This window comes from Neobacillus piezotolerans (assembly GCF_003362805.1).
Taxonomy (GTDB): Bacteria; Bacillota; Bacilli; order Bacillales; family Cytobacillaceae; genus Bacillus_D; species Bacillus_D piezotolerans.
Map to the genome: position 1 here is coordinate 64,463 of NZ_QNQT01000011.1, position 20,562 is coordinate 85,024.

Annotated in this window: 21 protein-coding genes; 13 read left to right on the top strand and 8 right to left on the bottom strand. The window is 44.5% G+C overall.

Annotation, left to right across the window (positions count from 1 at the left end; all coding sequences use genetic code 11):
- The first annotated feature begins 70 nt into the window (after nucleotides 1-70).
- The 3 genes from DRW41_RS18870 to DRW41_RS18880 all read left to right on the top strand — a co-directional run bounded on the left by DRW41_RS18870 (nucleotide 71) and on the right by DRW41_RS18880 (nucleotide 3,011).
- Nucleotides 71-634 (top strand): GNAT family N-acetyltransferase, encoded by a 564-nt coding sequence (locus tag DRW41_RS18870; protein ID WP_115453585.1) that lies wholly within the window; start codon nucleotides 71-73, stop codon nucleotides 632-634.
- A gap of 564 nt (nucleotides 635-1,198) precedes the next feature.
- Nucleotides 1,199-1,600 (top strand): MerR family transcriptional regulator, encoded by a 402-nt coding sequence (locus DRW41_RS23680; RefSeq protein WP_281272334.1) that lies wholly within the window; start codon nucleotides 1,199-1,201, stop codon nucleotides 1,598-1,600.
- 58 nt (nucleotides 1,601-1,658) lie between these two features.
- Nucleotides 1,659-3,011: a hemolysin family protein gene (locus DRW41_RS18880; protein ID WP_115453587.1), complete on the top strand. Its 1,353-nt coding sequence runs from the start codon at nucleotides 1,659-1,661 to the stop codon at nucleotides 3,009-3,011.
- A 91-nt stretch (nucleotides 3,012-3,102) separates the two neighbouring features.
- Here the strand turns inward: DRW41_RS18880 and DRW41_RS18885 are convergent, their stop codons facing one another.
- A complete protein-coding gene (locus DRW41_RS18885) occupies nucleotides 3,103-3,459 on the bottom strand; it encodes a hypothetical protein (RefSeq protein ID WP_115453588.1) in 357 nt (118 codons plus the stop codon).
- 219 nt (nucleotides 3,460-3,678) lie between these two features.
- Here DRW41_RS18885 and DRW41_RS18890 point away from each other — a divergent pair, with 219 nt between their 5' ends.
- The 5 genes from DRW41_RS18890 (at nucleotide 3,679) to DRW41_RS18910 (ending at nucleotide 6,768) form a co-directional block, all read left to right on the top strand.
- Complete coding sequence (locus DRW41_RS18890) at nucleotides 3,679-3,981, top strand: HesB/YadR/YfhF family protein (protein WP_181884641.1); 303 nt, start codon at nucleotides 3,679-3,681, stop codon at nucleotides 3,979-3,981.
- Nucleotides 3,982-4,282: 301 nt separating this feature from the next.
- Nucleotides 4,283-4,996 (top strand): F0F1 ATP synthase subunit A, encoded by a 714-nt coding sequence (atpB, locus tag DRW41_RS18895; protein ID WP_115453590.1) that lies wholly within the window; start codon nucleotides 4,283-4,285, stop codon nucleotides 4,994-4,996.
- A 16-nt stretch (nucleotides 4,997-5,012) separates the two neighbouring features.
- Nucleotides 5,013-5,384 (top strand): F0F1 ATP synthase subunit B, encoded by a 372-nt coding sequence (locus DRW41_RS18900; RefSeq protein WP_115453591.1) that lies wholly within the window; start codon nucleotides 5,013-5,015, stop codon nucleotides 5,382-5,384.
- 5 nt (nucleotides 5,385-5,389) lie between these two features.
- Nucleotides 5,390-6,337, top strand: coding sequence for an AtpZ/AtpI family protein (locus tag DRW41_RS18905; protein WP_115453592.1), 948 nt, complete (start codon nucleotides 5,390-5,392; stop codon nucleotides 6,335-6,337).
- A gap of 236 nt (nucleotides 6,338-6,573) precedes the next feature.
- Nucleotides 6,574-6,768 (top strand): hypothetical protein, encoded by a 195-nt coding sequence (locus tag DRW41_RS18910; RefSeq protein ID WP_115453593.1) that lies wholly within the window; start codon nucleotides 6,574-6,576, stop codon nucleotides 6,766-6,768.
- 121 nt (nucleotides 6,769-6,889) lie between these two features.
- On the opposite strand, the gene DRW41_RS18915 is transcribed toward DRW41_RS18910, so the two are convergent.
- The 5 genes from DRW41_RS18915 to DRW41_RS18935 form a co-directional block, all read right to left on the bottom strand.
- Complete coding sequence (locus tag DRW41_RS18915; protein ID WP_115453608.1) at nucleotides 6,890-7,921, bottom strand: STAS domain-containing protein; 1,032 nt, start codon at nucleotides 7,919-7,921, stop codon at nucleotides 6,890-6,892.
- A gap of 330 nt (nucleotides 7,922-8,251) precedes the next feature.
- A complete protein-coding gene (locus DRW41_RS18920) occupies nucleotides 8,252-9,181 on the bottom strand; it encodes a cation diffusion facilitator family transporter (protein ID WP_115453594.1) in 930 nt (309 codons plus the stop codon).
- A gap of 121 nt (nucleotides 9,182-9,302) precedes the next feature.
- A complete protein-coding gene (locus DRW41_RS18925; RefSeq protein WP_115453609.1) occupies nucleotides 9,303-11,435 on the bottom strand; it encodes a heavy metal translocating P-type ATPase in 2,133 nt (710 codons plus the stop codon).
- Nucleotides 11,404-11,778: an ArsR/SmtB family transcription factor gene (locus tag DRW41_RS18930; RefSeq protein WP_115453595.1), complete on the bottom strand. Its 375-nt coding sequence runs from the start codon at nucleotides 11,776-11,778 to the stop codon at nucleotides 11,404-11,406. Before DRW41_RS18930 ends, DRW41_RS18925 begins: the two co-directional genes overlap by 32 nt.
- A 116-nt stretch (nucleotides 11,779-11,894) precedes the next feature.
- Nucleotides 11,895-12,575: a copper homeostasis protein CutC gene (locus tag DRW41_RS18935; protein WP_115453596.1), complete on the bottom strand. Its 681-nt coding sequence runs from the start codon at nucleotides 12,573-12,575 to the stop codon at nucleotides 11,895-11,897.
- 156 nt (nucleotides 12,576-12,731) lie between these two features.
- Between DRW41_RS18935 and DRW41_RS18940 the strand changes: the two genes are divergently transcribed.
- Nucleotides 12,732-14,486, top strand: a complete 1,755-nt coding sequence (locus tag DRW41_RS18940; RefSeq protein WP_115453597.1) for a SulP family inorganic anion transporter — start codon at nucleotides 12,732-12,734, stop codon at nucleotides 14,484-14,486.
- A 28-nt stretch (nucleotides 14,487-14,514) separates the two neighbouring features.
- Nucleotides 14,515-14,862 (top strand): ArsR/SmtB family transcription factor, encoded by a 348-nt coding sequence (locus tag DRW41_RS18945; RefSeq protein ID WP_115453598.1) that lies wholly within the window; start codon nucleotides 14,515-14,517, stop codon nucleotides 14,860-14,862.
- 210 nt (nucleotides 14,863-15,072) lie between these two features.
- On the opposite strand, the gene DRW41_RS22710 is transcribed toward DRW41_RS18945, so the two are convergent.
- Nucleotides 15,073-15,864: a CotG/ExsB N-terminal domain-containing protein gene (locus DRW41_RS22710; RefSeq protein ID WP_142752255.1), complete on the bottom strand. Its 792-nt coding sequence runs from the start codon at nucleotides 15,862-15,864 to the stop codon at nucleotides 15,073-15,075.
- A gap of 193 nt (nucleotides 15,865-16,057) precedes the next feature.
- Between DRW41_RS22710 and DRW41_RS18960 the strand changes: the two genes are divergently transcribed.
- The 3 genes from DRW41_RS18960 to DRW41_RS18970 all read left to right on the top strand — a co-directional run bounded on the left by DRW41_RS18960 (nucleotide 16,058) and on the right by DRW41_RS18970 (nucleotide 19,087).
- Entirely contained in the window at nucleotides 16,058-17,128 is a 1,071-nt protein-coding gene (locus DRW41_RS18960) for a CotH kinase family protein (RefSeq protein WP_115453601.1), read from the top strand.
- 117 nt (nucleotides 17,129-17,245) lie between these two features.
- The gene (locus DRW41_RS18965; RefSeq protein WP_115453602.1) at nucleotides 17,246-18,280 is read left to right on the top strand and encodes a spore coat protein; all 1,035 of its coding nucleotides are present in this window, start codon (nucleotides 17,246-17,248) and stop codon (nucleotides 18,278-18,280) included.
- Between the two features lie 138 nt (nucleotides 18,281-18,418).
- The gene (locus DRW41_RS18970; protein ID WP_115453603.1) at nucleotides 18,419-19,087 is read left to right on the top strand and encodes a YwrJ family protein; all 669 of its coding nucleotides are present in this window, start codon (nucleotides 18,419-18,421) and stop codon (nucleotides 19,085-19,087) included.
- A gap of 141 nt (nucleotides 19,088-19,228) precedes the next feature.
- Here DRW41_RS18970 and DRW41_RS18975 read toward each other — a convergent pair.
- Nucleotides 19,229-20,562: arsenic transporter (locus tag DRW41_RS18975; RefSeq protein ID WP_245959497.1), on the bottom strand; the 1,334-nt coding region annotated here is incomplete at its 5' end.

Here is a 20,562-nt window from a genome sequence, read left to right on the forward strand (position 1 = left end):
TAAAAACAGGAGTAAACAGGTATGTTTTGGATTTAAGTGTATTAGAAATAAATTAAATGGGGGATTTGAAATGTTTACATTTAAGGTGGATGAGGAAATAGAATTGCAATTATTTCAGCTTAAGGATTGCAAGGAACTATACAGGATGGTCGATACAAACCGAAGCCATTTAAGGGAATGGCTTGGATGGGTGGATGATATGACCAGCCCGTACCAATATGAAACGATCATCCCTGTTTGGCTGAAACAGTTCGCGGATAATAACGGTTTCAACACAGGCATTCGATACCAGGGCGAACTTGTCGGATCCATTGGATTCCATTATATTGATTGGCGAAACAGGCATACCACCATCGGTTATTACCTTGCGAAAAATGCTGTTGGAAAAGGCATCATGACTCGTTCCGTCCGGGCTCTTCTCGATTATGCTTTTTATGAATTGGGCCTGAACCGTGTTGAAATCCGCTGTGGCGAATACAATTTAAAAAGCAGGGCGATTCCCGAACGGCTCGGTTTTACAATAGAAGGAAGAATCAGGGATGGGGAAGCCCTCTATAACAACTTTCACGACTTGATTGTATACGGGATGCTAACGCGTGAATGGAATAATCGTACCGCGTATAAACCTTATTAGAAAAGCGAAAGCGCCCGTTTAGCGCCGTATGGACTGGAGGGAAGCAACTTCTTTGAGTTACTTCCATGCAGCTTTGCGACGAGCTGAAGACAACTTCCCCGAGTTTACTGTGGCGCAGGAGCAACTTGCCCACAGTAAGGAAACACGATAAACGAAGCTACTGCATGCATCACTACTTGAATGGGCATCATTGACAAGCTACGTGGGCTTTGCGACGAGCTGAAGATACGCTTCCGTGAATATGCTATGGCGCAGGAGCATTGGCGAATCGATGTTGACTTATCGTAGCGAGGGAACCGAAGTACACTAGGCGCTGGGTGCTAGAGCTAGACAAATTTTATAAGTACTAATGGTTTTAAAAAAGAACCAGTTATTTTGCTCATACAGCCGCCGCGAAAGCAATAAACTGTTAGGGAATTGGTTTTTGGAGAGTTGCCCGTTGAGGTACGCCATTGGCCAATGGCAGGAGGAGTGAAACTGGTACGTTTGACTGTACAGTTTGTTTTCATTTATAATTATTCTTAAATTTAAATGTCGAGGTGGTAAGATGGGGTTATCTATCGTATTGGCGAACTAGCAAACCGGGCCGGCGTTTCAAAGAGGACGATTGATTACTATACTTCCATCGGACTCCTGAATGCGGAACGGACCCGCTCCAATTACCGGCTGTATGACGAAGACGCTCTCGGGGACCTTAAATATATCGAAGAATGCAAACATATGCATTTTCCGCTTGAAGAGATTAAGAGAAAGCTAGAAATAAGGAAAGCCGGAAAAATTCGCGAGTCGGAAGTTGAAGACCAGGCCTATTCAGTTGCCCAGCAAATGAAACAGCTGCAGGATGATTTAACTGCACTGCTGCCGCTCATTCAAAAACTGGATACACAAAAAAGGGACGTGGTTTCAAAGAACCTGAACGATGAGGGCATTGCCCTGCTTCGGTCCCTGAAGGAATTGACAAGTTGATTTTCTACATTACCAGGAGGTGACTCCTTTACCCGCAAATGCGGGATAAGGAAATTTATTGGACATATTAAACTTGGTTTTAATAGCCATTTTTATTGCTTTGACAGCCTTTTTTGTCGCATCGGAATTTGCGATCATCAGGGTTAGGAGTTCAAGGATTGACCAGTTGATTGAAGAAGGAAGTACAAGCGCAGCCGCAGCAAAAAAAGTGATTATCAATCTTGATGAGTACCTTTCAGCATGCCAGCTTGGGATCACCGTCACGGCGCTCGCCCTTGGATGGATTGCCGAGCCAACCATGGAAAGGATTCTCGAACCAATTTTGCATGGAATGAATGTTTCGGCAGGTGTTTCTAAAGTCCTAACGTTCACGATCGCGTTTGCGGTGATTACGTTCCTGCACGTGGTAGTCGGTGAACTTGCCCCAAAAACATTGGCCATCCAAAAGGCGGAGGCAATCGCACTTTTAACGGCAAGGCCGCTCATCTTCTTTTACAAGCTGATGTATCCTTTCATTTGGGCATTAAATGGTTCCGCGCGCATGACAGTCGGTCTATTCGGCCTCAAGCCCGCGGCTGAAAACGAATTGGCCCACACGGAAGAGGAACTTCGGATTATCCTGTCCGAGAGCTATAAAAGTGGTGAAATAAACCAATCTGAGTTTAAGTATGTGAACAAAATTTTTGAATTCGATAACCGGATCGCAAAAGAGATCATGGTACCAAGGACAGAAATTGTTTCCCTCTCCAAGGATGACACGCTTGAAACCATCCTCGCCACAATAAAAGAGGAAAAATTCACACGCTATCCGGTAATCGATGGCGATAAAGACCATATTATCGGACAAATCAATATTAAGGAAATTTTGACTGACCTTATTGGAGAAGCGAAAATTCCGGATAAAACCATTGAGAGTTACTCTAGGCCGATTATCCGAGTCATTGATACGATCCCTATCCATGACCTGCTTGTCAAAATGCAGAAGGACAGGATTCATATGGCAATCCTGATGGATGAATATGGCGGGACCTCAGGGCTTGTTACCGCCGAAGATATCCTCGAGGAAATCGTTGGCGACATTCGCGACGAATTCGATATGGATGAAGTGCCGATGATCCGTAAAGTAAATGACGGGCATTACATCTTTGATTCAAAAGTGCTTGTCAGTGAAATTAACGATCTGCTTGGCCTGGAAATCCAGGAAGAAGACGTAGATACAATAGGTGGCTGGATCCTGACTGAAAACTTTGAGGCGCGTGAGGGAGACATTATTACCCGCGATTCCTTTGCTTTTAAAATCATTGAAATGGAAGAGCACCACATCCGCTATATAGAAGTAATGAGGCTGGCTGAAGAAGCGGAGCCGGCTATACAACAGGTTCCAATCGCTAATCCAGGAATCCTTTCATAGTAATAACCGAAGGCACCTCCCAATATGTGGGAAGTGCCTTTTTTGTTTTAGAATATGCGACGCTGCGTTTCCCATCTTACTTGGAAACGGCCTATCGGGTATTTTTTAAAATAATCAGGTCTTCTTCTGCTTTGGCAAGCTTGACGAGATGCGAATCAAGCCTCCGGTTTATATGCCTGATTTCCTCGCGGGACGCCCCGGCTGCTGTATCCTTGATTTCCTTTACCGTCTTCAGGATTTCATCCGTCTGCCTTTCTTCAATCCGCAGCAGGGATTCCTTAATATCCGATAAGTCAATTTGGTTGACCGCGACACGGTGCTCGATGCTATCCATCTTCTCAAGCCTCGCAAGCCGTTTTTCAATATTTTCAAGTGTAGCACCGAATGAGTCGAACAGCATTTTTATATCATTTACAGCATTTTGCAGCTGTTTGGTGTTTTCGTCCATTTTGGGTAAGCTCCTTCTCTTTTTTTTCCATTTTACCACCACAACTACTGTTTTAATGTTACAAATTAGAGAAAAAGATGAACGATTCATGAACAGTCCGTTTTGAAGCATTGCGGTGTGAACAATATCATAGTTGCCAAAACCATTAGGAAGTAAGCTTAAACCAGGAAGACTCGTTTCTTTAAAATACTTTTAAAAAGGCTGGTGTTTTGTATGCATTTGGCGTTTGACGATAAGGCTCTTTCCTGGTTTTCCGATGAATTTGGGATAACAGCTCCAATCAGCATCAGGCTTTTTCCGCAATATAATGGATTTGGGATTCAGCACAAAGGGTACAGCCTTGCTTTTTCCGCAGAACCCGCGACCGATCCAAGCTACGCAGCGGAAATGAATGGCCTGACTTTCTATATAGAAGCCAGCGATTTATGGTTTTTCAAGGATACAAAGACATTCCTATTCTTCGATGAGGCGCAAAAAGAACTGGCTGTCAGATATGAAGATGAAGCGAGCGTTATGAATTAGAATTAAAGCCAACTTAAAAAAATCCACCCGGAAGGCAATTGCCTATCCGGGTTGTTTTTTGAAAAAATGGTCTCCATAAAACTCTAAAGAGGGAATTTTTGGAGAAATTATTTTACAAACATTTTGTGAATTGTGTTACAATTAAAATGAAAGTTACATATTTTAACAAAAAAAGAACAATGCAAGGATCTTGCATGTATCACCCTTTACATATAAGAATAATTGCCTCGGAATTTGGTTATCTGTATCAGGATAAGTTTCCGGGGTTCTTTCTTAAAAACAATGAAAGGGGTTGTTCATCATGCACTATGAAAGGCCTTTGGCAACATGGGCCGGAATGACTTTTGATTTATCGATCATCCTAACTAGCACTGCGGCCTCACTCGCAGTATTTATGATTGCCATGCTGTCCGTAAGAAATCTGGAAGAAGGCAAACCCGAAGGAATCCAGAATTTCATGGAATGGGCCACTGAATTTGTCCAAGGTATCATGTCCAATTCAATTGGAGCTTCAAAGAATGTTTTTATCCTATCCACAGGCGTCTCCCTTCTCCTTTATCTTTTCATTTCAAACAGCTTGGGCCTCCCATTTTCCTTTGTAACTGAAGGAGCCCACCCGGTATCCTGGTGGAAGTCTCCTACCGCGGATGCCCATGTGACGATGACACTCGCAATCATGGTCATGGCCTATACTCACTTCATCGACATCCGCATGCGCGGTTTCAAGCATTACTTCCTAAGTTATATTACACCCTTCAAAGCATTTCTTCCCATCAATATCCTTGAGCAGTTTTGTACTACCCTGACGCTTGGACTTCGCCTGTTTGGAAATATTTATGCAGGCGAGGCCATGCTCGCCATTCTCTTGGAGTCGGCGGTGAACGGCATCCTTCCCGCAATCCTGGCCGCGGTGCCACTCCTGGTTTGGCAGGCATTTTGCCTGTTCATCGGGGCTATCCAGGCGTATATTTTCGTGACACTGACGATGGTCTACATTGCACACAGGCTCACATGAAAGGAGGCGGAGAGCCATGGGCGACTTTGAAATTTTTGGCATACCCATCTCGCTTGGGACAATGATTTATCAAGCTCTTATTTTTACAATTCTTGTTTTTTTGATTAAAAAGCTGGCCATGAAAAAGCTGCTGGGTATACTGGAAAACAGGAAAACCTATATAGGGCAGCAGCTAACGATTGCCGAACAATGCAGAAGCGAGGCCGAATTAAAACTAGCTGTTCAGGAAAGCCTTCTAAGCGAGGCAAGGCAGATTAAGTATCGGAGCGAAATAGAAGCCAGGGAAATTCTTGAAAAGGCGGTGGAAGAAGCAAAGGAGATTATTCATTCCGCCAGGGACGAAGCGCGAAGAATCCGGTCGAACCAAAATCAAAACAAGGGGGCTTGAGTTAGATGAAAAGGACCTTCTCTAATAATTTTGGAAGAGTGGCGGAAGATATTGAGCTTGGTCTGGAGGAAAATCTAGTTCATATCCATTATAAAAAAGGTGACCTAGAGAAATCAGCCTGCCTTATAAAAAATGAAGCGAAGCCGCTGATGGAAAGCCTGGCAGATTTTCTTGCAGAAAACAATGTTTCAGATGAATTGAGGGCGGAGGTTTCCTTATTTCTTAATGAAGCCGACAGCCAGAAGGAAAAGGAATGGACTGATTTTACAAACTTCCTTATGAAAGCACTCTCCCTCCATATGGTTTTCGCTTTCACAATCGCGGTTTCAGTGTACATTGGCTATAAAACAGGCGGATTCCTTGACGGTTACTTTTCCTTCTATCCGCTATTCACCCTGATTGGATTGGGAGCCGGCCTGGCTTTTGGCGGATACTCAGCTTATTCCATGGCAATCAAGTATTTTTGGCCTAATGGCGGAAAGCTTGTTAAAGCGAAAGAAAACAAGGACGAATCCCAGAAGGAGTGGCCGATAATTGATGTGGACATCCTTGAAGTAAGAAAAGCAGTCAGGAAATTTTCAGACGAGCTTCCAAAAGGAGTTTACAGGACGATTCTCGTCAATGATGACAATAGCATCGATTTTAGTCAACTTGTCCACATCCTGGGGGGTATCCCCGCAAAAAAGTACTATATGTCAAAGGAAACATACGACTTTTTTGACGAAACGGAAAAGGACATCGCTGCTGAAATGGATAAAGTGCAAAGGGCAGTCGACCTTTATGTCAAAGATAAGCGTGAATACCCGGTGCTTCCATTTGACCACAGCAGGCGGGTTAATTACTATCAGCTCCTTCAGGAACATTATTTAAAGGAACATCCAAAAATCGAGTTTTATATAACCGATTGCGATGGACTGATCACACATAAAAAACCAGCCAGGAAACCAGGGTGAATCCCAGAAATTACCTTTTATTTCATTCCTAATAATCGGCCTCATAACGCTCTGTCAGGTTTGTGGGACTTTTATTTAGGGGATAATGAAAATGTAAACTTCCATGAGGGTGGGAGAATTCGATCCATTTTTCGCACGGAAAACAGATGGATCCATAGGGGATTCCAATCCATAGAAAATCCAGGAATCCAATCTGGTATTTAGGCCAGGATGTATAAGAAGGGAGGGATTGATGATTGTTTAAACAGGTTGAACTTTCAGATTACCATCTTTGGATGTGCCAACAGATAAGAGAAAAACTTGCTGAACGAAACCAAATCTCTCCTCTCGAAATTTTCGACTATACTGAGCGTGACCTGGTTACCATTGCATTGAGCGAGTTGGTATATCAGCTAAACTTAACAGACACCTCGGCTTTGAGGTTGAAATAAAAAAAATATCCATCGTTTTTGTATTTCCCACTCTACAGACGGGGATTGGAGGCCATATAGGCCTTTTTTGCTTTTAAAAAGAAAAGCAACGCCAAAAAAAGCGGCATTGCAATCAGTTTGTTTATATAATTTTTTTGCCGCTTTGTGAAAGGGCGTAATAAATGCCGTACTGGAGGGTTTGGAAGCATTGGAATTTGGACAGGTTGATTTGTGATTGGGTGACGGCCGCCCCAAGTTCAGCGGAAATGCCCACAAGGATTGTTTCAATGCCAATCAGGGAGGCGGCGGAGCCAAGCTTCTGAATAAAATCGAATCCGTATTCTCCCATATCATGATCGTGATCGAGCCCGGTCAGGTCAAGAATCAGGCAATTCGCATTGTATTTGGGGAGATTGAATAACGTTTTGACAAGAAGATTTTCGGATCGGCTTTCGTCGTATTTTCCTATAAGCGGGACGACTACGATGCCATCAAGGACTGGAATAATCGGGGACGAAATTTCCTTTACGAGTTCCTGAAGATCTTTCGTCTTCTCCTCTACCAGGAGTTCAAGTTCCCGTATTTGTTCGGATTCCTTTCTTCTCGCAAGCTGGTGGATATTGCTTGTTACCGTGATTTCCGAAGGGAAATATTCTACCACAGTACATTCGTTGCCGGCCAATTGGTCCTTTATGACCCTGTACCAGATGTTGGTCCCAAGCAGCCCCGTAAATATCCCCGCATAATGGGCTGGCAAATATTTGCCGCTAGTTCTTTTGCCCTGTTCCTTATTGATTTTATGTTCCCAGCTGTCCCTAATTTCAATTGATAGGGTTTTGTCCTCAAGATTAAGGTGTTTGATTTCCGCCTTCCCCCAGCCAGCGGAAGCATATGTATGAGGAATTCTTTTTGAAGCTTCTTCAGGGGAAATTCCACTTTTCGTAAAGTATTCACTGACGACCAACCCCTGCCGAAACCCGGTTGTCTCAAGGACAAGAGCACCGGCTTCCTCTCCGGAAACTTCTTCTATCGTATCAAAGAATATCCTCATCGCAGAAGTAATCCAAAAAAGGACGGCATCTTCCCCTTCAAATATAAATTGGCCATCCCCAAGGTTCCATGCGAAGTCCAGGCCGCCAACATTTATTTCTTGTTTGGCAGTTTGCTTTTCAATAGCCACTTTAGATTGCTCCCCTCTATATTCGGTGGGTAATCAAGATTGTTCCCTTTTAATCTTAACCTACTGTACCTCTTTCTTTGGACCATGTCTAATTAAACGCCTCTCGTTCCCATTGTTTAAAAACACTAAAAACAGCCGCCTGAAATGAGTGCGGCTGTCCGAGTACTAGTCTTTTATTGCGATACGTTTCAATCCTTCCGGCCGCCGGCCATGGTTTTATAAATTTCCACCATTCAGGAAATTAAATACGGATTTTTCTCTGTACCATTCCTTTTAATGGTGCAAGTAATAAACAGCACGGAATTGATGGACGTAATACGGTTTTTAATTGCAAACGCCGTGGCTGCTGGGACAGCCCTCCGCTTGCCTTTCCACTTGGATTGTACTGTGATCGATGCCAAATTTGTCGTGAAGGAGGGTTTGGGCTTCATGAAGCACAGTATCATGGACTCCATCACTCGAGATTGCGATATGGCAGCTCAGCATCGGCATCCCGGAAGTCACAGACCAAATATGCAGGTCATGGACATCTTTTACACATGGAATATTCAAAAGGGCGGCGCGCAGTTTGCCCCCATCGATTTGGGCTGGCGCGCCTTCCATCAGGATATGGAAGGCATCCTTTGTTACCCTCCATCCAGAAATAATAATTAATACCGCGACTGCCACACTTGCTATCGGATCCGCCACTTCCCAGCCAAAGAAATAAATAAGAAGAGCCGCAGCGATTGCCCCAGCAGATCCAAGCATGTCGCCCAGGACGTGCAGGAATGCGCTCCTAACATTCAGATTCTCATCCTTATCCCCCCTCATGAGGATAAAGGCGGCAGCGATATTCACTAAAAGGCCGATAACTGAAATCGTTAGCATACCAAGGCTCTGCACTTCGGGCGGGTTCCTGAAGCGCTGAAACGCTTCAACAAAAATATAGATTGAAATGGCGATCAGTGTAAGGCCATTCAATGCCGCCGCAATAATTTCAAACCTTTTATAGCCATATGTTTTGCCAGGCGTCGATTTCCGTTCTCCAAGCTTTATGGCGAAATAGCTGAGTCCCAAAGCCGCCGCGTCGCTAAGCATATGGCCTGCATCCGAAAGCAGCGCCAGGCTGTTCGTTAGCAGACCGCCCGCCACCTCCACAAACATAAACGAAGAGATTAGGACAAAAGACCAAAGCAGCGCTTTTTTATTTCCTGTATGGTGATGATGGCCGTGTCCATGGCCATGCGAATGGGAATGATGATGATGCCCCATTTGGATTTCCTCCCCAAGTTCTTTCCGCCCGGTCAGATTCCAACCGGATCTGAAGTGAATTATTTTTAGCCGTTCGCACTTTCCAGGATAATTTTTCTCAAGCAAGGCTAGATGACGGCACTTATTGCTTTACCCTTAATAGCCTGAGGCCATTCAATGTGACCAGCAGAGTCGCTCCCATATCGGCGAAAATCGCGATCCACAATGTCAGCCAACCGGGGATAACCAAAAGCAATGCCACAATCTTTATAGCCAGCGAGAACGTGATGTTCTGCTTAATGATCGACAACGCTTTCCTGCTTAGCTGAATAGCGAATGGCAGCTTCCCGAGATCATCGACCATCAGGGCAATATCCGCGGTTTCAATGGCCGTGTCCGTTCCGGCGCCGCCCATCGCGATTCCGACTGTGGCCGCGGCCAGTGCAGGGGCATCATTCATCCCATCACCCACCATGGCGACTTTCCCATATTCCTTGCGTAGCTCCTTAATGATGGAGAGTTTATCCTCAGGCAGGAGTTCCGGCCTGATATCCTTCACTCCGGCAAGGGTACCGATCGCACGCGCCGTTCCCGCATTGTCACCAGTAAGCATAATTGTCCTCTTTATTCCGATGGAATGAAGCCTTTTGATGACTTCCCTGCTGCTCTCCCTGACCTCATCCGCTACACCCACTAAAGCCAGAATCTCTTTTTCGGTAAACAGTGCCATAACCGTCTTAGCTTCATTTTGCAGTGAATTTATGTTTTCCTGAATATAGGAATCGGCTTTTTTCCGGCAAACTTCCGCCATAAAGGATGGGCTGCCGGCGAAATAAGTAATGCCATTCACTTCTCCCATAATTCCCTTTCCCGTTATGGAAGAAAGATTTTCAACCAATAGGTCCTTAAAGGGTACTGAAAGATCTTCCGCCTTTTTTAAAACTGCCGAGGCTAGGGGATGCTGCGATCCGTATTCCAGCCCTGCAAGTATGGAAAGCACCGACAGTTCACTATCCCCTTTCAAGGAAATGACATCGGTAACAGAGGGAACTCCTTTTGTCAGCGTGCCGGTTTTATCAAATGCGATGGCATTGAGCGAGCCTGTCTCCTCAAGGTGAATGCCTCCCTTAATGAGAACACCGTTCCGGGCGGCATTGCCAATTCCGGTTACAATGGAGACAGGCGTTGAAATAACAAGGGCACATGGGCATCCAACAACCAGAACCGATAGGCCTTGGTAGACCCAGTCATTCCACACTCCTCCGAACAGAAGCGGAGGTACGATGGCCACGAGTGCTGCCATTACCATGATCACAGGCGTATAATATTTCGCAAACCGATCTATGAAAGCCTGTGCCGGCGCTTTTTCCGCCTGGGCCTCCTCCACAAGGTGGATAATCTTTGCAATTGCCGTATCCGAGACAAGCTTGGTTACCTTTACTTCAAGGATTCCCTCCTCATTCAAGGTCCCAGCATATACTTCATCATTTTCCTTTTTCTCTACCGGAACGGATTCTCCGGTAATCGGAGCCTGATTAACTGTTGAATGGCCTTTCACCACAATCCCATCCATAGCGAGTTTTTGCCCTGGCTTTACAATCATGATGTCGCCGATTTCTATCTCATCGGCCGGAACCTCCATCGTTACTCCGCCCCGGCGGATCAGTGCTTCTTTAGGAGCGATGTCCATAAGCGAACGGATTGAGGCCCTTGCCTTATCCATCGAAAATTTCTCGAGTTCCTCGCTTATCGCAAACAAGATCACAACCACCGCTCCCTCGCTCCACTCCCCAATAACGGCCGCTCCGATAATCGCAATCGTCATCAGAGTCCTCATGTCGAATTCAAGCCTGAACAAATTTTTCAGGCCGGTCTTAAATAATGGATACCCGCTTATCAGAATGGCGGCAAGAAACGGCAAGACCGCAGCAATGGAATTCTCTACCTCGAGCCATTGCACAGCATATCCAATGAGGACAAAAACCGCCGAAGCGATCACCCTGGCGTATTTTTTTAAAAAAGGCTCCTTTACTGTTTCGGAAACCGACTCTTCCGGTAAAATTTTCAGCCGGTCAAAGGTTCCAGCTTTTTCAATTTCCTCTATGTCCGCCGTTCCAAAAACCGTTACTTTTGAAGCGCCGAAATTGACAGCTGCGTGAGAAACACCATCCAGGTGTTTGACGTTCTTTTCGAACTTCGCCGCACAGCTGGCTCATGAAAGGCCTTCGATCCGGAAAGTCTGTTTAGCTTCGGCCACGCCCAGCCACCTCCTCATGATGTGCAAAGGCAATCTCGATGAGCTGTTTTACATGGTCGTCATCCAGGGAATAATAGACCAGCTTGCCTTCCTTCCTGAATTTCGCGATGCCAAGATTTCGGAGGGTGCGCAGATGGTGGGAAGCAGTCGCAATGGATGAGCCGGCGATATTCGCCACATCGCAGACGCACAGCTCATTTTCAACGGCCAGGGCGTAAGCAATTTTCATCCTCGTATCATCAGATAGGGCCTTAAAGATTTTTGCCACTCCATCGGTGCTTTGGCGCTGCAGCTTTTGTTTAACCCTTTCAACTTTTTCTTTATCAACTGATGCTACTTCACATATATCGTGCTGGGTCATATTCTGCACCTCATTCAAACATTCATTTGAGTATATATTATTCAAATGGGCGTTTGATTGTCAAACTTTTTATTTTTTTTGAAAGGAAAAGGAGCCGGTTCCGCACGGCTCCTTTCTCATCCTTTTAAAAGCTTTACAATTTCTTTTGCCCTTTTCAGGTCGATTCCTTCTACTGGGCTATTGTTTTTCCTAACCGCAGTCCCGAAATGATAATGGCCTGTTTCAACTTTTGAATGGATATCTTTAATATTTTCCTTCGTCAGACCGCCGCCTGCCAGAATGGCAATATGCCCGGCTGCCTCTTTCATTTTGCTCATCACAGCCAAACGGATGTCAAGATCGCCAGTCCCACCTGAAGTTAAAATGCTTGTGATTTCCTTATAATCGGACAGGATCCTTGCTGATTGCGCCGGGTTTGAAGTTCCGTCAATCGCACGGTGAAAAGTTACCTCCATGCCATTGCATTCCAGCAGCAGCCCTTCCAGGGAGGCTCGGTCAATTTCATTTTGTACGTTCACTATTCCTAACACCACCCCATTCGCACCCAGTGACCTGATGGCTTTAATATCATTTTTCATTATCTCGAGGTCATATCCGGAATAGACAAAAGACTGGCTGTGCGGCCTGACCATGACATTTACAGGTATTCCAACATGCCTTGCTACTGCTTCAATCACTGCGTAACTCGGCGTCAAGCCGCCTTCTGTCAAAGCGGATACAAGTTCAATCCTGTCAGCCCCTGATTCCTCGATCAGAAGCGCATCTTCCACTGTTGTCGCAATATATTCAATCAGCATTATTTATCCCTCCTAGCTGCAGGATACCACTTCATGTGTAAAAAAATAAATTTTTTATATACAAACCCATTGACTTACCTGCAAAATGGCGTAATATATCATATTGTATATTCAAATAATCAAATATATAAATATATCAATTAAGGAAGTGTAAGTGTGCTGCAGAAGTTGGCGTTTGACGTAAGATTTAAGAATTACTCCCTTCACTCCTTGCAAAAAGACATTATCTCAGGCATTGTGGTCGGGATAATTGCAATACCGCTTGGAATGGCGTTTGCGATAGCCTCAGGAGTGAAGCCGGAATACGGAATTTACACAACGATCATCGCGGGAATTCTTATTTCATTGCTCGGCGGCTCAAAGTATCAGATTGGCGGCCCTACTGGCGCATTTATACCAATCCTGTTCGGAATTGTCATGGCCTATGGGTTCGAAAATCTCCTGATTGCCGGATTCCTTGCTGGGATCATCCTTTTTTTAATGGGTGTTTTCCGTATGGGCGTATTGATAAAATTCATTCCCCGTCCCGTGACAATAGGTTTCACGGCTGGAATCGCCGTCATTATCTTTTTTGGGCAAATTCCGAATTTCCTCGGGCTTTCAGGCGTTGAACGGCATGAATATTTTTACGATAATCTCAGGGAAATAACGATCCATTTCCATAGCTTGAATATGTATAGTATTGCCACCGCGGCGCTTTGCCTTGTGACCGTTCTGTTCACGCCAAAGCTTTTTCCCAAGGTGCCTGGCCCCCTGATCGGGCTGGTCATTTCAACGCTTGTGGCCACGTATCTTTATCCAGGCCACGTTGCGACTATCGGTTCCACATATGGGGAAATACCAGCCAGGCTGCCGGCGTTCCAATTTCCCGAAATCACTTTGGAGAAAATCCGCCTTCTTATAAAACCGGCATTCATTATCGCCATCCTTGGCGCGATTGAATCGTTATTATCCGCTGTAGTGGCGGATGGGATGAGCGGCGGCAGGCATAATAGCAACCGGGAATTGATGGGCCAGGGCGTGGCCAACATGATCGCACCATTATTCGGCGGAATTCCCGCGACGGGAGCGATTGCGAGGACCGCGACCAATATCAAGAATGGAGCCGTATCCCCGATGTCTGGAATCATCCATGGCCTCGTTGTCCTCGTTATTCTAGTCCTGTTCGCGCCTCATGCTTCGAAAATACCATTGGCAAGCATGGCGCCGATTTTGATGGTGGTCGCATGGAACATGAGCGAGAAAACCGTTTTTTACAATGTACTTAAAACAAAAACGCTTGATTCCCTGATTCTGGTTGTCACTTTCCTTCTTACCGTATTTGTAAATTTAACAGTTGCTGTTGAAGCGGGGATTCTGCTCGCGGTAATTATTTTCACAAAACGGATGAGCGAGTCCCTTGTGACGGCAAAGGTCCTACCCAATGACAATCAGAAGCTTCAGGCCGTGCACCCGCAGGCCGCGGCAGACTCACACGACTGTCCGCAAATCAGCATGTATACGATTGAAGGCCCTCTTTTCTTCGGGGCGGCGCAAACATTTGAACAAACTATATTAAATACAATAAACTATAAGCCGAAGGTACTTATTTTAAGGCTTGGCAAAGTACCATTTATGGATACGACCGGAGAATCGCATTTTTCGAGCATCGTTAAGGACTTCTCTGCCCACGGGCAGGTTTTGATTACGGGAATCCAACCCGGTCCGCTCGAACTGCTGAGGAAAACGGGCTTGTATGATTTCATTGGCGGTGAGCACTTTTTCATCCATACCGGAGACGCTATTAATTTCGCGCTTACTCATGTAAATAAAAGCGAATGTGTGGGTTGCAAACATTTCGCTTTCAGGGAATGCGCCACATTATCAGCCATTAAACAGAAGGCGGGCGAACAAAGGAAGGCCCTTATATAATAGCGGGGGTAAAAAGGGAGGAAACGTATTGGATTTGGAAATGCAAAAATTTAAAGCCGACTTTTTTAAAGCTTTGGCTCATCCTCTAAGGATTCGGATCCTTGAATTGCTTGGGGATGGAGACAAGAGTGTAAATGAAATACAAAGCCTGGCGGGAAGTGAAGGCTCTGCTGTTTCCCAGCAGCTAATGATTTTAAGGACGAAAAATATAGTTACAGGGACAAAGGATGGCAACCGCGTAATTTATTCGCTGCGGGATCCACTGATCATTGAGTTGCTCGCTGTGGCGCGTCAAATTTTTAATAACCACCTCGTCGATGCAATTACTTTACTGGACAAATTCAGCGAGGATAGTGATAAGGCGGAAAATCTCTAGCCCATTAAAAGGTATCGTTTTTAACGCATAGGCCGGACACAGACAGGATGCAGAGATGCAGTCTCTCTTTTAAAAAGCAAAACCTCCCATTTCGGGAGGTTTTTTGTAAGGCATGAATAGAAACTAAAATAGAATTTACGGACAAGCCATGGAAGTTTATCCTCTTAAAAATCATCTTAATTCTGGCAGTTCTCTACCTACTTCGTAACTTTATTTCCTTAATCGCAACTCTACCATATTTCCATTATGCCAGAAACGTTCTTCGCGGGTAAATTTTGCCCGTGAATGCCCGGTTCCAAAGCTACGGCAAGTCCTGCGACGGTTGCCCGTTCCTCCTACTCGCCCTGTGGTACAACGGCAGCCGGTTTCGCGTTGGCGGCATGTCCTGCGGTGCTGGCCAGTTCCTCCTACACGCCCTGTTGTGCAATGGCGGCCGGTTCCACGGGTCCGGTGCTTCCTCCGGTGGCGGCCAGTTCCTCCTACTCGGCCTGTCGTGCAATGGCGGCCAGTTCCACGGGTCCGATGCTTCCTGCGGCGGCCAGTTCCTCCTACACGCCCTGTTGTACATTGGCGGCCGGTTCCACGGGTCTGATGCTTCCTGCGGCGGCGGCCAGTGGCTCCTATACGCCCTGTTGTGCAATGGCGGCCGGTTCCACGGGTCTGCTGCTTCCTGCGGCGGCCAGTTCCTCCCACTCGGCCTGTCGTGCAATGACGGCTAGTTCTTCCCGTACGGCCAGTCCTGTGATGGTGGCGCTTTTTATGATGGCGTCCCGGACCGTGTGAGCGGCCCGACTTATGATGCCTGCCTGGGCCGTGGGAGCGACCGGATTTGTGATGGCGGTCCGACACACGGCTGCGGCCGGTCCCAACTACTCCGCTTTTTCTGCAAGAGCGCTGGGAACTTGCATTCGAAACGGGTTCCTGGAACAAAAAGTCCTTCATTCCGCGGGAAGTTACATCCTCAACAGCCTTCTGGATATCCCTTTTCCCTAACTTCCTCATAACTTACCCTCCATTTTCATTTTCAGCAGAAGAAATATATGAGTTTACTTCTTCACCCTGTATTACAATGTACGTTTTGTAATTTTCTTTGCTTAGACAAACATACTGCTTTTGTAAAAAATGTACTTTTGTCTAAAGAACTTCTTATTGCCAAAGGACATACGATTTAGGGAGTGCCAAAGGAGGGCTTGAAATGAATTTGCCTACGTTTGATATTTTCATTAAACCTATCGATTTTCGGGAATTAAAATCAGATTTATGGAATGATGACCCAGTCCCCGCTTCATTAAAAATCAATAAAAAAAGAGTTGAAATAGATTTATCGTATCGAGGGTCCCATATAAGAGAGTTTATTAAGAAGTCCTACCATATTTCACTTTTCAATTTCAAGGGGCTAAATGAGCTTCACTTGAACGCGGAATACAAAGACCCTTCCTTGATCCGCAATAAACTTTCGCTTGATTTTTTCACAAGCATTGGCTGCCTGTCCCCCTCTTCAAAGCATGTTTTCCTCTCCATTAACGGTAAGGCAGAAGGCGTTTACCTTCAGCTTGAATCAGTCGACCATAATTTTCTGAAAAAGCGGAACTTGCCCCACGGCCCCATCTTTTACGCCATAAATGACGATGCCAATTTTTCATTGGTCAGCCCCATTGACAACAAGGCAAAAACAGAGCTTTACGCAGGCTATGAGCGAAAAACCGGCTTGAAAAGCGACTCTTTAATTCTCGCTGAATTTATCTATCTATTAAATACAACCGGAAAACAGGAATTTGAAACAACAATCCCAAGCTGGCTTGATATTAAGCAATATTTTAAATGGCTGGCGGGAGTAGTCTGCACCCAGAACTACGATGGCTTCGTCCATAATTATGCCCTCTATCGGAATGAGGGGACCGGTCTTTATGAAATACTTCCATGGGATTATGACGCGACCTGGGGAAGGGATATTAACGGGCTGAAAATGAGGTATGACTATCTCCGGATCGAAGGTTTCAATACATTGACGGCAAGGCTCCTTGATATCGACAAATTCAGAAAACAGTACAAGGAAATCATGAGAGGGATTTTGGATGAAAATTTTACTGTGGAAGCAATTGAACCGCAAATTCATCATCTTCATTCCACTATCCGCCCATACCTGACTCAGGATCCTTATGTACAGGACCGGATAGATATCTTTGACAAAGAGCCTGACTTTATCCTCCAATTTTTAAAAGATAGGCAAAACTATCTTAGAAAACACTTAAAGGACCTTGATTAGGCAAAGTGGAAAACTTTCTTTAAATAGGCCAATTCTTCATAGCATTGAAAGACTAGGTTACGTATATATGGAGTATATCTATCCCCTATGGATAAATGACAAGGAGGAAACAATTTTATGGAAGGAAAAAAAAGAAAGCGCTCTTCGACATCTTCTCCGCTGGATTCCTACCACTCATTTCTAAAATCACTCGTCGGCCAGGAGGTGCAAGTATATAAAGGCGGCCCGGAAAGCAAAAAAGGGAAACTAATGGACGTTCAATCAGACTATATCTGCTTACTCGCACAGGAGAATGAACAGAATAAGGAGAAAAATAAGGAAAAGGAACAAAATAAAGATAAGGATAAAAATCAGCACAAGCCAAGGATTGTCTATTATCGAACCGAACATCTGCAAAGTATCGGCGAGAATACCAAGTCCAATTCCATGCCCCGCTTTCATGAGGAAGAACCTGAAATCTGTGAGTTTCAAAGTGCTGGAAGCTTTAACGAATTAATGCAACATTTTATCAGGAAACATGCGCAAATGAACCTTGGAGGCCCGGAATCTAAGAGTGGCATGGTGCTGGCAGTTTCAGGGTCCTATATCGCCTTATTGACTGAGGATGATGGGGTTGTCTATTACAATATCCACCACATCAAAAGCATTAGTGAATCAACCCAAAAACAAAATGAGGAAAATGACGAACAGGAAGTGCTAATTCCAGATTTTATTGAAGCAGATGATTTTCATGATTTATTCGGAAAGATGAGCCACAAATGGGTGTCTATCAACAGGGGAGGACCTCAAGCGATTGAAGGTGTACTTGTCCAGGGAGTAGGCGGCCATTATACAATTGTCAATAATGATGAGGTTTTAAGAATTAATCCCTTCCATATTAAAAACATAAGCTGCGGTCCAAAAGGCTCCTTTAAAAAAACAAAACAGTCCCACCAAAAATCGTCCAAAGAAGAAAATGAAGAAAACGAAGAATTCGAATCCTCCGATGAAACCAGGTCATTCCAAAGCAAACAAAGGAACCATAAAAGTTCAGACAGAAAAACTTCCAGGAAAACTTCCGGAAGAACTTCAAGCAGTTCTTCAAGCAGTTGCATGGATTTCCGCCACGAAAAAGTTATTAAAACTATTGATTATATTTGGAAGCCCAGATAATCCAGTTCGACCCAGGCATTCTTCCAGATTTGCAGGATGCCTGGGGAACTGTTAGACTGCCAGAAACTTTGTTCCTTAATGCCAAGTGTTTAGAGAGTCTGCCAATTGCCCTCTCTTTTCAGAAAAGGGGAATCAAAAATGAAAAATATATTAGCCTTAATAGGGCAAAAGATAGAAGTTGAGATTTCCGGTAAAACAATATTTCAGGGAGTCCTTATCGATTTAGGCCAGGACATTCTCGTTCTCTTTAATGGAAAGGACTATTTATACATTCCCTTTTCCCACATTCATAATTTGCGGCAAAACGATCAAATAGAGCTTGAATTCGAAGGCGAGCCCCCCGAAATGCCTATAATCGAAGAATCAAAATCGATTTCTTACAGGAAAACCCTGACCAACGCCAAAGGCAAATTCGTCGAAATCTTTGTAACCGGGAACAAGTCCATCCATGGTTATGTCCTTAGTGTCCTGAATGATTATTTTGTCTTTTACTCTCCTATTTATAAAACGATGCTTATCTCCCTAAATCACTTAAAATGGCTTACCCCCTATCAAACCAATACAACGCCTTATACCCTTCCAAATGAAGAACTGCCATTAAAGCCGGTTAGCATTCCCTTGCAGCGCTCATTCGAGGAACAGCTAAAAAAACTGGAAGGAAAATTGGTTGTATTCGATCTTGGTGATCACTCCAATAAAATCGGACTTTTAAAACTGATTAATAACAATATAGCAGAGCTGAACATAGCAAGCGGCGAAACGGTCTTCTGGAAAGTGCCCCATATAAAAATGATTCATTTGCCATAGTTTTTATTAGTCTTCCATCTTGACCTGTCCTGCTTTCGAAGGGCAGGTTTCAAGGCGTTAAAAAGCAAAAGGAATACCTGCCCGCCATTCTTAAAAGCATGCGTGGAGGATATTCCGATTGCTTCTTTCCAAAGGTTATTTTCAATTATAAACCAGTTCAATCCACAAAAATAATATTACTAGTGTGAAAAGGACAGTCGGCGGAATCACCCTTACCGTCACTTTGATATACTCGAACCAGTGAATTCCAACTTTTTCCCTTTTTAATATGTGCATCCACATAAGGGTTGCAAGCGTGCCAATTGGAAGGAATAATGATCCAATATCACTTCCAATGATATTTGCAAGATAGACAGTTTTGATGGTGACTGGATCAAGTCCCATATTAGTGAGTGCCAGTGTGCCTATCATTAATGCTGGGTGGTTATTAAATAGATTGGAAATGATTGAAAGTGTTCCACCCATCACCAAACTGGCATGAAACAGGCTCTTGCTAACGGAACTATGCAAATAGAAGATAAGCATATCGGTCAGCCCGATATTGTGAAGGCCATAAATCAATATATACATTGTGTAGGCAAAGATTAGAATGTGCCATGGGGTCTTGGCCAACATATCCGAGGGTGGAACCTTCAGGTAAGCCCACCTCCATCCCAATAAAATAATTGAACCCAGAACTGCGACAATTTCCATTGGAATACCGAAATAGGAAGCGATGAAGAGCCCCAGCCTGATCATAAAAACAAAGATTAAAATCCCAACCATGATTCGCTTTTGCTTTTTATTTTCCGTGCCCAAAGATTCATCCTGAAGCGGATGGTAAATTTGAAAATCCTTCAAATCGCTTGTAAGTTTGATAGGCGGGATTGTTCGGGGAATATCTTTCCGGAATACAAGGAAAAGCAGTGCCAACAAAAATAGCAAACCCAGTATTCCCGGTATGAACATTAACAGTGTGTGGAGATACAAATCCATTCCTATAATTTTCAAAGCTATTAGATTTACAATATTGCTAACCCCGATCGGCGCGCTTGAAGCGGTGGCGATTAATGCCCCGCTAAGCAAGTACGGGATTTTTTGATGCCTCTTAAGTTTTAGCTTTTTTAAGAGGAGAATCAGGATGGGGGTTGTGATTAAAATACTTCCATCATTGTTGAAAAAGACTGTCATCAGAAAGCAAAATAGATTTGTCAGCCAGAATAGTCTCCTGCCATTTCCTTGTGCTAAATTGGAAAGGACCGCGATTGCCCATTTAAAAAAACCAACACTCTCAAGGACAAGGACCATTACGATTGTTGATATGATGGTAATCGCAGCCCCGCTCACTTTGGAACTGATATCCATTAGATTCGCCAACGTAATATTTCCCCAAATAATGACCGCTATCGCCCCGAATGTTGAAGGAATTGCTTCATTTAACCCTTTAGGCCTCCAGAAAATAAAGAGCATTGTCAAAACAAAAGAACCAATAGTCA

Coding starts and splice junctions, on each gene's coding strand:
- DRW41_RS18870 (WP_115453585.1), top strand. CDS start 71: ATGTTTACATTTAAGGTGGATGAGGAAATAGAATTGCAATTATTTCAG.
- DRW41_RS18885 (WP_115453588.1), bottom strand. CDS start 3,459: ATGGACGAAAACACCAAACAGCTGCAAAATGCTGTAAATGATATAAAA.
- atpB (WP_115453590.1), top strand. CDS start 4,283: ATGCACTATGAAAGGCCTTTGGCAACATGGGCCGGAATGACTTTTGAT.
- DRW41_RS18900 (WP_115453591.1), top strand. CDS start 5,013: ATGGGCGACTTTGAAATTTTTGGCATACCCATCTCGCTTGGGACAATG.
- DRW41_RS18905 (WP_115453592.1), top strand. CDS start 5,390: ATGAAAAGGACCTTCTCTAATAATTTTGGAAGAGTGGCGGAAGATATT.
- DRW41_RS18920 (WP_115453594.1), bottom strand. CDS start 9,181: ATGGGGCATCATCATCATTCCCATTCGCATGGCCATGGACACGGCCAT.
- DRW41_RS18930 (WP_115453595.1), bottom strand. CDS start 11,778: ATGACCCAGCACGATATATGTGAAGTAGCATCAGTTGATAAAGAAAAA.
- DRW41_RS18935 (WP_115453596.1), bottom strand. CDS start 12,575: ATGCTGATTGAATATATTGCGACAACAGTGGAAGATGCGCTTCTGATC.
- DRW41_RS22710 (WP_142752255.1), bottom strand. CDS start 15,864: ATGAGGAAGTTAGGGAAAAGGGATATCCAGAAGGCTGTTGAGGATGTA.
- DRW41_RS18960 (WP_115453601.1), top strand. CDS start 16,058: ATGAATTTGCCTACGTTTGATATTTTCATTAAACCTATCGATTTTCGG.
- DRW41_RS18965 (WP_115453602.1), top strand. CDS start 17,246: ATGGAAGGAAAAAAAAGAAAGCGCTCTTCGACATCTTCTCCGCTGGAT.
- DRW41_RS18970 (WP_115453603.1), top strand. CDS start 18,419: ATGAAAAATATATTAGCCTTAATAGGGCAAAAGATAGAAGTTGAGATT.